The sequence below is a fragment of the Bradyrhizobium sp. genome, from assembly GCF_027451485.1.
In the GTDB taxonomy this organism is placed as follows: domain Bacteria; phylum Pseudomonadota; class Alphaproteobacteria; order Rhizobiales; family Xanthobacteraceae; genus Bradyrhizobium.
Genome location: NZ_DAIDJE010000040.1, coordinates 82631 through 95669, shown reverse-complemented (window position 1 = coordinate 95669; position 13039 = coordinate 82631). Strand labels below are relative to the sequence as shown.

Here is a 13039-nt window from a genome sequence, read left to right as displayed (position 1 = left end):
TGTCGAGCGACTTGGCCCGCTCCACCGCCAGCTTGATCGCATAGGTCGACGCATAGCCGAACCAGGACCGCGCCGAGGGATACTCACCCTTGTATTTGGCGCGATAGGCTTTGACGAAATCATCGAGATGCGGGGTGTTCGGCTGTTTCCAGTACCATTCCGCGGTCCACCAGCCATAGCGCGCATTCTCCGGCAGGGACTGCAATTGTTCAAGCTCGATCAACGCGCCCGCGACGGCGATTTCCTTGTCGATGCCGAACTGCGCGATCTGCTTCATGCAGTTCACCTGGTCATCGCCGGCGAGCAGCAGGCAGAGCACCTTAGGTTTCTTCGCCTTCACCTCAATCAGGTAGGACGAAAAATCCGTAGTGCCGACCGGCGCCAGCGCCGATCCCGCCATGGTGCCGCCGTGGTGTTTCAGCTGCTTTTCATAATCGGCCTGTTCGGCGTGGCCGAAGGCGTAGTCGGTGGTGATGAAATACCAGCTCTTGCCGAATTTATCGAACAGGGTTTCGAAATCGCCGGCGGTCAGCATCCAGGTGGTCGAGCAGGTGCGGAACGTGTTCCATTGGCAATTGGTACCGGTCAACGCATCGACGTGACCGCCAGTGCACAGGAACAGCATGTTGTGCTGATTGGCGAACTGGCTGACGGCGAGCGAGGCGGCGGAATTGACCGTGCCCATCAGAAAATTGATCTTTTCGCGCGCTACCAAGCGCTTTGCCTTGTCGATGGCGGTACCGGGACTACCGGCGCTGTCCTCGACGATCAGCTGCAAGGGCCGGCTCATGATGCCGCCCTTCTTGTTGATTTCCTCGGCGGCAAATCTTGCGCCCACCACCTCGCTTTGCGCGATTGCGGCGTAAACGCCGGTGATCGGATCGACCATTCCGATCCTCACCGGCGTTTCGCCTCGGGCTTTGATGATGAACGGTGACGTAAATTGCACCGCGGCAAGCGCGGCGCCTGTCCGCAGAATAGTCCGCCGATCGACCGGCCAGGGTCGTCGCGCTGTAGCCATGTCTCCCTCCCGACAACGTTGTGATTGCCTTGAAGTCCGGCATTCTTCGATGCCTTTGAAACAGGAGCGTAACTTTCCGTCGCGTACTTGCCAACGACCAACCCGGCAAAATTCCTGCGACCTTCGGCGTAGGGCCCGCCCCGGGCCAGCGGCCAAAGCGGACTAACGGTCAAATCGTTGTTTGGATGACCATTTTTAAGGCACGGTGGATGGTCGACCATCCGTGAAAACGCTCCGCACCGGAAGTATTCCTGGGATCGGGGCATCGATTGCATGCGAGCCGGCGCTGCGGCGAAATGGCGCTGAGACGGCAGGGATGAGGGAGACAATCCGTCTTTTGTCAGTGGTCGCCTGATGCTTTCGCGGCCCGATTATTGAGAACGATCAGGCCATCGACGGCCAGGCCGGAGCGGCTGTTGACCAGAAACGGGTTGACGTCGATCGAGGCGATCCGGCTGCCGGCGTCCATCATCAGGTTGGACAGACCGACCAGCGCCTTGATGACGGAAGCCTCATGCAGCGCCGGTTTGCCGCGATAGCCGCGGAGCCTGACGCCGGCCTTGGTGCGGCCGATCAGCTTTTTCGCCTCCGCCGCATCGAGCGGCGCGCCGGCCAGAGCTACGTCTTTCATCAGTTCGATCTCGACGCCGCCGGTACCGAACAGAACGACCGGACCCATCTCTGCATCGAGGGCGGTGCCGACGACCAGTTCGAGATCGGCCTTGACCTGCTGCGCGATCAGGATGCCATCGATCTTTGGCTTGTCCTTCAGTTTTTTCACCCGGGACGTGATCTGCTCGAAAGCCTTTTTCACCTCGGCTGCGTTTTTGATGTTGAGCATCACGCCGCCGACGTCGGATTTGTGCAGGATTTCCGCACTGACAACCTTGGCGACGACTGGAAACCCGATCTGCCTCGCAATCTTGACCGCTTCGGAGGACGTCTGCGCGATTGCTTCCTTGGAGATCGGAATGCCGTAAGCCTTGAGCAACCTCTTCGACGCGACCTCGTCGAGTGCTGCGCCCTTGGCGTTCTTGAGCATGCGTTCGAGCATCGCCCGCGCCGAGGCGGTCGAACTCGACGCGATTTCCGGTACGTCCTTTGGCAGCGCCGCATATTCAATCAGCGACTTTATCGCGCCGACCGCGCGGTCGAGGCCCTGCATCACGGCGATATGCGGCAAGGATTGGCGCAGGCCCTTGGTGAATTCGGTGAAGCCGATCGACATGGTCGAGATGTAGATCACGGGCTTGTTCGCGGTCGCCGCCATCTCGTTGACGCGATGAAGGTTGCGCTCGCGGAGTTCATGCGGCGCCTTCGGCAGTTCGGAATCGATGATGACGATATCTGTATCGGGGTCGTCGATCATAATCTTGATCGACTGCATGTAAACGGAGGGATCGACGACCGCGGCAAAACCGGCATCGAGCGGGTTGCCGACGATCGAACCGGGCCCCAGCATTTTCGCGAGCTTTTCGCTGACCGCGGGGCTCAGGCTCGCGAAGTTGAGGCCGGCGGCGGAGAAGGCATCGATCAGAAGCCCGCGTTTGCCGCCGGACAGCGTGACCGCGGCGAGCCGCGAGCCTTTCGGTGAGGCGGCATGGACAAAGCATTCGGTGGTTTCGACGAGCTCATCGAGGCCGCGGGCCCGGATCACGCCTTCGCGCGCCGAGATCGCATCAAAACTTTCGATCGAGCCGGCGAGGGCGCCGGTATGGGCCATCGCAGCGGCGCGGCCGCCTTCGGAAGCGCCGAGCTTGATCGCAATCACCGGCTTGCCCGCCGCGCGCGCTGCCTTGCAGGCCTCACGGAACGCGCTGGTGTTGCGCACGCCTTCGAGGTAGACCACGATGACTCGGATCGAAGGGTCGATCGCGAAATAGTTCATCAGATCGGTGGTTTCCAGGCCGGCCTCGTTTCCGGTCGTGACCATGTAGCCGACCCCGACGCCGCGATCCTCCAGCGCCTGACGTATCGCCATCACGATCGCGCCGGACTGCCCGGCGATGGCAACCGGACCTGCTTTCATCGTGACGATGCGGTCGTCGATATTGGTGAAAAGATTTTCGCCCGCGCTCAAGTTGCCGAGGCAGTTCGGACCGGTGACGGCAAGCCCGGTTTCACGGATCGCCTGCTGTAGTTCGACTGCCAGCCTCTGGCTTTCCGCGTCCTGCAATTCGCTGAAGCCGGAAGTCACGATCGTTGCCGAACGGGCGCCGGCCGCGGCAGCGTCGCGCACCACCTGCACCGCAAAGCGTGCCGGCACCATCACCAGCACATGATCCGGCTTCTCCGGCAGGCTGGCGAAATCCGGATAGCAGGGCACGCCCCAGATGGCCTCGCGCTTGCTGTTGAGCGGATAAAGGCCGCCTTCGAAGCCGTATTTGATCAGGTTGTTCCAGATACGTTCGGCGTAGTTGCCCGGCTTGTCCGTCGCGCCGACCACGACGATGTTCCGTGGGTGCAGCATCGCGTGGATCTGTCGGACGACGCGGCTGGCATGCGGTGGCGGCGACCATTTGCCGGCCGCATTTCCTGAACGGGCTTCCATGTTCGCTGAACGTTGCCTCTGATGATTTCCGGTTGACGGAAAGTCGGCCGGAAGCATGATTTCTTTTGATTGATCGTCGGCAAGTTATTGATAGTCGAGGAGGCTGGCAATTGCGTTGCGCGAATGCCGGTCTGCTACCAGGCTGGTCGTGGCCGCGATGGCGAGACGATCCCGGCGAGGAGGACCGCCAGAATGCCGGTGAGAAAGATGCCGTCGAACGTTCCCGCGCCGCCGATCGAGGCGACCGGAGCACCAAGCCCGGTGATCTTGTCGAGATTGGAGAGGTCCGCGCCGATCAATGTTCCCATCGATCCGCCTATATAGGCCAGCGGAGCGGCGTATTCGCGGGAGAGAATGAAAGCCAGGATCGCGGTGGCAACGACGGGCCCGAAAACCGGCACCGCAATGCCAAGGCCATGCACCGGCGTCGCCATCGCATGGATGATGACGGCAATGGCGATGACCGCAATCGTCGCCTTGACCCAAAGCTGATAGCGGAGCACGAGGTAGGTCGACATCAGCGTCGGGATCACGGCGCCGCCGACATTGACGGCGAGCACGGTGCCGGGCCATTGCTGCACCAGCGGCACGACATATTGCATGCCGAAGAAATCGATGACCTGCCCCGATCTCACCGTCTCTCCCGGCAGCACCGTGATCGGGATATTGAAGTAACTGCCGATCAGTGACCCGAACAACAGCAGCAGCGCAGCGCCCGGGCCGACGCCGAGCCTCATATAGGCGTAGCGCAGCACCCGAAGCTGAATCAGGATGATCAGCCCGATGAACAGAACCACCAGGATGGAAAACAAGGCCGGCGTGAGCGGCAGATAGTGAACCTGAGAGCCCATGGCGAATTCAGCCGTTCAATACCAGTTAACCCCGCCTTTTAAGTTGGGAACCTGACGGGCTCATCGCAAGGCTCGGTTTCCTCCATTGCGATCGCGGCAGGGCAGATGCGGATGTCAATGACAAGCTTGCAGTCAGCGCTTGAGCGCCGGATTGTCGCTGGCCTTTGCCGCCTTTTCGCTCCCCGCGCGGACCTTCGCCATCACTGAATCGCAGTATTGGTGGCGCTCGCGATCGAAAGCCTGCTGGCGGGCGCGGAACGCGGCGACCCTTCGATGGATTTCCTCGCGCAGGTCGCCATGGCTGATCGGCGTCAAGCGTGCGGGGAGAACGTCCGACGGTCGCTGCTCGATCGTCGGGGGATAAACCGGCGACACTGACGGCAGCGGCGTTTCATGCAACCGTCCGGCATTTGCCGTTTTCCCCGCCACAGACTGCACAAACGCCATGGTCTGCGCGATCAGAAGATCGCGCTCTTGCTTCCACGTCATGCCCCACCTCAGCCAGAAAACATCTCAGCAAAAAGCCGATGACCGATCAAGCGACGCAATGTTGCAATCCACATGGAAAAGATGCTCGCCGCCGACACCTTGTGCCGGCAGTCTTCCGGTCTTGTCGCCGGGTCACGTCAGACGATACGCGAGGTCTTGTCGCCCCAGTAGCGGTCGCGCAACAGCCGCTTGTAGAGCTTGCCGGTGGGCAGCCGCGGCAATTGTTCTTCGAAATCGATCGAACGCGGCACCTTCTGACGCGACAGCGACCGGCTGCAGAACTCGATCAACTCGTTCGCGAACTCGGCGCACGGCGTCACCCCGGGCATCGGCTGCACCACCGCTTTGACTTCCTCGCCGAGATCCGCGTTGGGCACGCCGAACACGGCGGCATCGGCAATCTTCGGATGGGTGATCAAGAGGTTTTCGCATTCCTGCGGATAGATGTTCACGCCTCCGGAGATGATCATGAAGGTCGCACGATCGGTCAGGTAGAGATAACCGTCGTCGTCGACATAGCCGACGTCGCCGACGGTGCTCATCGTGCCGTCTGCCGAACGCGCCTCGCGTGTTTTATCGGGATCGTTGAAATACTCGAACGCGCTTGCGGTCTTGAACCACACTGTGCCCGGCGTCCCCACCGGGCAAGGCTTCATATCACCGTCGAGAATGTGAAGGTCACCCAGGAGCACGCGTCCAACCGTGCCGCGATGCGCCTGCCACTCCGCGCTGTTGCAGGCGGTAAAGCCAAGTCCTTCGGTGGCGCCGTAATATTCGTGAATGATCGGCCCCCACCACCTGATCATTTCCTCCTTCACGGCGGCCGGACAGGGAGCCGCGGCATGGACCGCGATTTCGAGCGACGAGAGGTCGTAACGCGCGCGGACGTCCTCGGGCAGCTTGAGCATGCGCGAGAACATGGTCGGAACCAGCTGGCTGTGGGTGACGCCCCATTGCTCGACCAGTTCGAGATAGCGCTGCGGGTCGAAGCTCTCCATGATGATGACGGTGCCGCCCATCCGGATCGTAAGGTTGACGGCGGCCTGCGGCGCCGAGTGATAGAGCGGCGCCGGCGACAGGTAGATCATGCCTTCGCGGTATTGCCACAGCTTCTGCAGAAAATCGAACAGCGGCAATTGCTGCGAGGGCGGCTGCTCGGGCAGCGGACGCAGGATGCCTTTCGGCCGCCCCGTCGTGCCTGAGGAGTAAAGCATTGCCGTGCCGATCGATTGATCCGCGATCGGCGTCTTGGGCAGTCCGGCGGTCGCTTCCGCTAGTCCAACGATGCGGTCGCTTTCGCCTGCGCCGTCGGCTACTATGCAGAGCTCGACCTTCGGGCAGGCCTTGAGCGCCTCCCGCGCGACGTCGAGCTTGGCGATCGAGGTGATCAGAATTCGGGACTGGCTGTTGTCGAGGATGTAGGAGAGCTCCGGCGGTGTCAGGTAGGAGTTGACGCAGGTGAAATAGAGACCGGCCTTCTCGCCCGCGCCGCACGCCTCAAGGTAGCGGCTGTTGTTCTCCATGAAGATCGCATAGTGATCCAGCCGCTTCATGCCGCGGTTGCGGAACAGATGGGAAAGGCGGTTGCTCCGCGCTTCGAGTTCGGCATAACTCACGGACTCGCCGGAGTTCGCCATGATGAAAGCGGGCTGAAGCGGGCGAAGATGAGCGTGCTTGCCGGTGTACATCCTTCGAGCTCTCCCCTCTGGCACGCGATGGCGCTAGCGACATGCCTGGCGTGCGCGCGTTTGTCCTCCCGGACAGTGTGTTTGCTTTTTGAGGGGATGTTAGCGGAGGCTTGAGGCGGCGTCACCACAGCGATGGGAACAAACATGGCCTGGGGAAAGGGAGAGCCTGCGACCGGCCACCGCCTTGCCCGCGGCGCTTGCCACAGGGTGCGGCCGTTTGCGACCCTACTTTTGGGGCATCCAAAGTGGGTGGGCACGGCAAAGGTTATAAAATATGCTGCCGGCGGAACGAATTTTGCCAAAACAACAATAATCGGGGGTAATCCTATGAGACCTAAACTATGGCCATTGGCCGTTGCGGCATGCGGCCTTTTGATCGCGGCGCCGGCGTCTGCGCAGGGCGTCAAGATCGGTATTCTGAACGACCAGTCCGGCGTCTATGCCGACTACGGCGGTAAATATTCGGTCGAGGCCGCCAAGATGGCGATCGAGGATTTCGGCGGCGAGGTGCTTGGCCAGAAAATCGAGCTGGTCACCGGTGACCACCAGAACAAGCCGGACCTCGCCACCAGCATCGCGCGCCGCTGGTATGATGTCGAGGGCGTCGACATGATCACCGAGCTCACGACCTCCTCGGTCGCGCTTGCGGTGCAGGAGCTTTCCAAGGAAAAGAAGAAGATCGACATCGTGGTCGGTGCCGCGAGCTCGCGCCTCACCGGCGATGCCTGCACGCCCTATGGCTTCCACTGGGCCTTCGACACCCACGCCCTTGCGGTCGGCACCGGCGGCGCGCTGGTGAAAGCCGGCGGCGACACATGGTTCTTTTTGACGGCCGACTACGCGTTCGGCTACGCGCTGGAGAAGGACACGGGCGATATCGTCAAGGAAAACGGCGGAAAGGTGCTGGGCTCGGTGCGCGTGCCCCTGAATTCGTCGGACTTCTCCTCGTTCCTGCTTCAGGCGCAGAGCTCGAAGGCCAAGGTCATCGGGCTCGCCAACGCCGGTCTCGATACCACCAACTCGATCAAGCAGGCGGCCGAGTTCGGCATCGTCAAGGGCGGCCAGAAGCTTGCGGCCCTGCTGATGACACTGGCCGAGGTTCACGGCCTTGGGCTCGAAGCGGCGCAGGGGCTGGTGCTGACCGAAGGCTTCTACTGGGACCAGAACGACAGAACGCGAGCCTTCTCGGAGCGTTTCTTCAAGCGAACCGGCCGGATGCCCAGCATGATCCATGCCGGCACCTATTCGGCGACGCTGCAATATCTGAAGGCGGTGAAGGCGGCCGGGACCAAGGATTCGGACGCGGTCGTCAAGAAGCTCAAGGAACTTCCGGTCAACGATGCGTTCACCGATAACGGCAAGGTGCTGGCAAACGGCCGCATGGTCCACGACCTTTATCTGTTCGAGGTCAAGAAGCCGTCGGAATCGAAGAAGCCGTGGGATTATTACAAGCAGCTCGCTGTTGTGCCGGGTGACAAGGCGTTTTTCACCGCCAAGGAAAGCGGCTGCCCGCTGACGAAGTGATTTGAAGCTGCGGTAGCCATGAGGTAACGCGGCGCCAAATGGCGCCGCGTTTTTTATGCCGTTTGCAAAGTTGCTGAAGACTTCATTGGAGGTAAAGCGAGGCCGGTTGGTGTTGCTCACGGGACACGAGGTGCAAACGAAATTGCGGCGCGAACCTGTGTTTTTGTTGCAGATGCGAGCGTGCCGGAGCTACGTTCCGGCCACGCCACTTCTGCGAAGGGGAACCCCATGATGTCATCCGGCGGTCACATGAAGTTTTTCAACCTGGCCCGCGTGCCCGGCCGATGGTGGAAGCCGGCGGCCATGGCATTGCTGCTGCTCTCGCTTCCAGTCGCGTCGACAGCAGGTCGGACGACGCCGGTACAACCAGCCAACGGCGCAAAAGTCTACATGCTGCGCGGCGTGCTCAACATTTTCTCCCTCGGTCTCGATGACATTGCAGCGAAGCTGGAAGCCCAGGGCATCCCGGTCGACGTGACGAATTATCTTGGCTGGTCGGGCGTCGCCGACGAAGCCGCTGCCGACTATCGCAGCGGGAGGGTCAAGACGGTCATTCTGGTCGGACATTCATCCGGCGCCACCGTGCTGCCCGACATGGTAGAGCGTCTCAATCAGCTTGGCGTTCCGGTCAGGCTCGTGATTGGTCTCGATTCGGTGTTTCGCACCAGTCTTTCCGGCCGCGTCGGTCGCTACATCAACTATTATATCGGCAACGGCAATGGAGAGCCGGTGGCGCGAGCAAGGGGAATGCACGGCGAGCTTGACAACGTAAATGTGCAGAATGTTCCGGGCGTCGGGCACATCACCATCGAGAAGAACGAGATCATGCAGCGGCGAGTGATCGGCGACATCGATTCCGTGGTGTTCGGCAGCCGGCCGAGAGAAGTGTCCGCCGCACACGCCGTTGTGCGATAGCCGTCGAGACGGCTGGCGCGAGCCGCGCAGGCGGAGTGCCGGCCCAGCCACTGCGGCTGGCGGGAAACCGCCACAATTCCACCAATTCGACCTCTCAAAAGGGCGGTGAGCACGCATCGATTTGCGCCTTCCCGCCCAATGGTTATGCCGATCCCGGCGATCAGTACAGGGCTTCCAGCGTCAGGACAGCTTGTGAATCGCATGATCAATCCGACGAGGGGTATGGCGGTCCTTGTCGGGATGCTGTGCCTGATCTCGCTGTCAGCTGGCGTTGATTCCGCAGTAGCGGGTCCCGTCACAGCTGCCGCGACCGAAGCGGCGCCTTCTGCCATGGCTCCGAGCGCCGCGCCGCGCCCGCGCGTGTATCTCTTCCGCGGAGCCATGGGGCCGATCTTTTCGACGGGAATCGACCGCCTCAGCGAGAAGCTTGAGCAAGCCGGCATTCCGTCGAATGTTTACGAATTCACCATCTGCCGCCTGATCGCCGCGCAAGCGATTCACGACTATCGCGAGAGCCCGGCCCCGATCGTCCTGATCGGGCATTCCATGGGTGGACTTTGCGCGGTGAAGTTTGCCGAGGTTCTGGAAAGTGAAGGGATCAGGGCTGATCTGGTCGTTGCTATCGATCCCGCACATGTCACGCCCGACGTCCCCCTCAACGTCAATCGCTTCATCAACATCTTCATTTCCACCAGCGTTCTGGGTGGCGGTGATGTCAAGCCGAAGCCCGGCTATCTCGGCCAATATGCGAGCTTCGACCTTTCGCAGCATGATGAAGTCACGCACATCAACATCGAGAAGCAGGACGCGATCCACGAGCAGCTCGTGACCAAGGTCCTTCAGCTGGCAAGCACGAAGCCCGCGGGCGAGGGCGTGCCTGTTCGCTATGTCGTACCGCCTAAAGCGCCCATCGATTTATGGGACAGCGGCATGCCAGTGTTCGCGCGCCCGGGCGACAGCCTGGAGTCCATTGCCGACGCCTATCACGTTCCGCTCTGGTCGGTCATGCAGGTCAACAAGGGCGCCGACCGAACGCCGCTGGTTCCGGGCGAGCGTGTCGTCGTTCCCCGCCATCTCGAGCCGGTGGTCGAGGCGTCGGTACGCGCTCCGCCGAGGCATTGACGCTGTCGACGTCAGAGGCTGCTTCTCGGCAATGCCAAAAGGGGAAGAGGACGCTTCAGCGTTGCGGCAGGAAAGGCACCAGCATAGGAACGCGGCGGCAGTAGGGGCCATAGGCATCCGCACCGAGTTCCTTCGTCAGGAAGCCTTCCTCCATGCGCGCTTTTTGCCAGAGTCCGATGGCGATGAGGACCGTGCCGAGCAGCGCGGTTGCCGTGCCAACGGCAATGCCGGTTGCGATCATGGCGCCGATCAGTCCCGTATAGATCGGATGGCGGACCAATCCGTAAGGTCCCGTGTCGATGACGCGGTGGCCTTCTTTACGCGTGATGGCATTTGACCAGAAGCGGCCGAGATGGATGCGCGCCCACCATGTGAACAGGCAGCCGGCCGCGGTCAGGGCGGCCAGGATATAGGTACCCGCGGTCCCGACATGCCAGAGCGGTTGCTCCCCGAGCACCGTCGCGGTCCATGGCGTCAGCAGGATCGCGCCGATCAGGATCGGAAACCGGTAGGCCCGCGAGTCCCAGGTTCTGACATGCTTCTCCGTGCGCCCTGAAAAAAATGCGCCAATCAGCCAGCTCAACAGCCAAGCCGCCCAGATTATTGCCAGCAAGGCGCTGGGCCAGGTTGCGGTCCAACCGCTCCACACGAAAGCGACGATCGAGTTCATCATGGCGCTCCTTATATTCCCGATTGGCGCGCGCTGGCAATTGCCGAAAAAAATCGAACTGAAGGAGCGGCTTGGGGTTCAGGCGAGTTTGGGCTCGCGGAGCAGGTAAGTAATGGTGTCGCGCAGCGCCGGTTCGATCGGCCGCGGCGCATAGCCCAGCTCGTTTTGCGCTTTTGCGACCGATAGCTCGGTGGCCCGCAGCGCAATCCGGACGCCCTCGGCCGTGCCGGACGGCGGAGTGTGGGTGATGTGATCTGCGATGAATTCGAGCGTCCCTGCGGCTGCTTCCGCGATCCGGCCGGGGACTGGAATAGCGAGCGTGCGCCGCCCGCTGATCGCCGACATCAGCTTCAGTATCTTCTTCAGCGACATGCTTTCGCCGCCGAGAATATAGCGGTGGCCGGTTTTCCCCCGCTCCATGGCCAGGATCAGTCCGGCGGCGACATCGCGCACATCCACCAAGTTGACGATGAAATCGAGATACATCTGAACGCGTCCATGCAGGAACTGGCGGAGCATGGCGGTAGGGGGCGTCAGGTTGTGATCGTGGGGCCCGATCGGCATGGTCGGTGTACCGATGACGAGTGGAAATCCGTCCGCTGCGGCCCGTGCGGCCGCCTGCTCTGCCAGCATTTTCGAGCGGGTATAGAGGCCCGGCATTTGCTCCGGCGGCAACAGGCTTTGCTCGCCGTCATCGCCTCGCGACGGCTTTGGGTGGAACAGGATGGATTCGGTCGAGCAATGGAGGAAGCGTGGGACGCCGCGCTTGCGGGCCGCGGCAATAACAATTTCGGTTCCCCGGAAATTCACGGCGTGGAAGTCGCCCTTGTTCGGCAGCCACATGCCGGGCAGTCCGGCGAGATGATAAACCTCATCGACGTTGCGCAGGGTTTCACCGACGAGATCGGTATCCAGCACCGAACCCGACACGTATTCAACGCCAGGTGTGGCGCAAACCGGCGGCCGGCGATCGAGCACCCGCACCGTTCGACCGCGCGCCACAAGCGCCGATACAAGGTGCTGTCCGATAAAACCTGCGCCGCCCGTGACGAGTGTCTGGGTCATGAACGTGGCAGCGGCTGACGTTCCCCGGTGAAAGATGACGGCCCGTGCGGCTCGCTGTGGATGATCGCCGCCAGGTCCGGCCGGAACCCCAGCGCAATGAACAGTTTCGCCATGACAAACATCGGCCCGAGCAGCAGATGGGAGGGGTTGTCGACCAGCGCGGGCTGGCGCTGTTCGAACACCCGATGACCGACGAACTGGAAGCCGATGCCGATGGCGATCAGCGGCAGAGCCGTTGCCCACACCGTGAGGGTGGTTGCGTGAGCCGCGACGAAGCCGGCCGCGGAGAACAGGATAATCGCGCAACCGAGAATGGCTGTTCCAAGCGCAGCGTCGAGCAGCAGCCAATAGATCAAAACCGGAAGGGCCAGAATCGGCGCGAGCGTCGTCTGCACTCCCAGCACATGAATGGGAACAAGATTGAGCGGCAGGATGGCGGCAAAAAACAAAGTCAAAATGCCGAACACGTGCATCACACCGTTCCAGACGTTGCGATGATACTCCACGTAATCGGTGAGCTGGCGCTTGAAGAAGGCACTCATCTATGGGGCTCGTTGGGGCTCTCGCTGCGGCCTTCGCGCAAAAGCACTAAAGGCGCTGATGATCAAATGAGGCGGTGCAGCCTTGGCGGTGCAAAGGCAAGTTAAACTTGGGATATGTCCGAAGTCAAATAGCGGTACAGGCCCGCAAAGTTACGAGAATATTGCGATCTGTTGAAAGCTTCAATACGTCGCAGCATGCCTTGTTTCACGGGTGGACGAGGTGCCACAGGATGGCCCCAGTTGCACCCGCCCAGAGAATGATCGCGGCACTGGCCTGGATGGCAAATCCCGTCCTACGTTTGTTGGCCGCTTTTGCGTAGCCGGTCATATAGAGAATACGGCCGATGATCCAGACGAGACCGAGCGCAGCCGCAACGGCGTCGCTGACATGGATCGCGAACAGCCACAGCGCCGGCAGGAAGATGGGCATCCATTCCAGCGTGTTCATCTGGCCACGAAAGACGCGCTCGAAGTCCGGATTGCCCGATATTGCCGGCGCCTTGATGCCGTAGGTTCTGCGCGCCCTGGCGACCTGAACGCTGGAAAAGAAATACGTCAGGACCGCAAGGCAGGTGACGAGGGCCGTCAGGCGATACATGCG

At 61.4% G+C, this 13039-nt stretch carries 12 protein-coding genes; 3 read left to right on the top strand and 9 right to left on the bottom strand.

The window, feature by feature from the left end:
- The 5 genes from NEZ08_RS05580 to NEZ08_RS05560 all read right to left on the bottom strand — a co-directional run.
- The coding region (locus NEZ08_RS05580; RefSeq protein WP_298104698.1) for an ABC transporter substrate-binding protein at window positions 1-1021 on the bottom strand (1021 nt) is incomplete at its 3' end.
- A 340-nt stretch (window positions 1022-1361) separates the two neighbouring features.
- The gene (locus NEZ08_RS05575; RefSeq protein ID WP_298104696.1) at window positions 1362-3572 is read right to left on the bottom strand and encodes an acetate--CoA ligase family protein; all 2211 of its coding nucleotides are present in this window, start codon (window positions 3570-3572) and stop codon (window positions 1362-1364) included.
- A gap of 134 nt (window positions 3573-3706) precedes the next feature.
- A complete protein-coding gene (locus NEZ08_RS05570) occupies window positions 3707-4423 on the bottom strand; it encodes a DUF1614 domain-containing protein (protein WP_298104694.1) in 717 nt (238 codons plus the stop codon).
- A gap of 132 nt (window positions 4424-4555) precedes the next feature.
- Complete coding sequence (locus NEZ08_RS05565) at window positions 4556-4912, bottom strand: hypothetical protein (RefSeq protein WP_298104691.1); 357 nt, start codon at window positions 4910-4912, stop codon at window positions 4556-4558.
- Window positions 4913-5049: 137 nt separating this feature from the next.
- Window positions 5050-6600, bottom strand: a complete 1551-nt coding sequence (locus NEZ08_RS05560; protein ID WP_298104687.1) for an AMP-binding protein — start codon at window positions 6598-6600, stop codon at window positions 5050-5052.
- 327 nt (window positions 6601-6927) lie between these two features.
- On the opposite strand from NEZ08_RS05560, the gene NEZ08_RS05555 reads away from it, so the two are divergent.
- From NEZ08_RS05555 to NEZ08_RS05545, 3 genes are all read left to right on the top strand, one after another.
- Entirely contained in the window at window positions 6928-8124 is a 1197-nt protein-coding gene (locus NEZ08_RS05555; RefSeq protein ID WP_298104684.1) for an ABC transporter substrate-binding protein, read from the top strand.
- Window positions 8125-8373: 249 nt separating this feature from the next.
- The gene (locus NEZ08_RS05550) at window positions 8374-9039 is read left to right on the top strand and encodes a hypothetical protein (protein WP_298104681.1); all 666 of its coding nucleotides are present in this window, start codon (window positions 8374-8376) and stop codon (window positions 9037-9039) included.
- 201 nt (window positions 9040-9240) lie between these two features.
- The gene (locus NEZ08_RS05545) at window positions 9241-10161 is read left to right on the top strand and encodes an alpha/beta fold hydrolase (protein WP_298104712.1); all 921 of its coding nucleotides are present in this window, start codon (window positions 9241-9243) and stop codon (window positions 10159-10161) included.
- 55 nt (window positions 10162-10216) lie between these two features.
- Here the strand turns inward: NEZ08_RS05545 and NEZ08_RS05540 are convergent, their stop codons facing one another.
- The 4 genes from NEZ08_RS05540 to NEZ08_RS05525 all read right to left on the bottom strand — a co-directional run bounded on the left by NEZ08_RS05540 (window position 10217) and on the right by NEZ08_RS05525 (window position 13036).
- On the bottom strand, window positions 10217-10831 hold the full coding sequence (locus NEZ08_RS05540) for an isoprenylcysteine carboxylmethyltransferase family protein (RefSeq protein ID WP_298104679.1): 615 nt from the start codon (window positions 10829-10831) through the stop codon (window positions 10217-10219).
- A 78-nt stretch (window positions 10832-10909) separates the two neighbouring features.
- Window positions 10910-11896: an NAD-dependent epimerase/dehydratase family protein gene (locus NEZ08_RS05535; RefSeq protein ID WP_298104675.1), complete on the bottom strand. Its 987-nt coding sequence runs from the start codon at window positions 11894-11896 to the stop codon at window positions 10910-10912.
- Window positions 11893-12438 (bottom strand): DUF962 domain-containing protein, encoded by a 546-nt coding sequence (locus NEZ08_RS05530; RefSeq protein WP_298104672.1) that lies wholly within the window; start codon window positions 12436-12438, stop codon window positions 11893-11895. Before NEZ08_RS05530 ends, NEZ08_RS05535 begins: the two co-directional genes overlap by 4 nt.
- 205 nt (window positions 12439-12643) lie before the next feature.
- The gene (locus NEZ08_RS05525) at window positions 12644-13036 is read right to left on the bottom strand and encodes an MAPEG family protein (protein ID WP_298104669.1); all 393 of its coding nucleotides are present in this window, start codon (window positions 13034-13036) and stop codon (window positions 12644-12646) included.
- Window positions 13037-13039 lie beyond the last annotated feature (3 nt).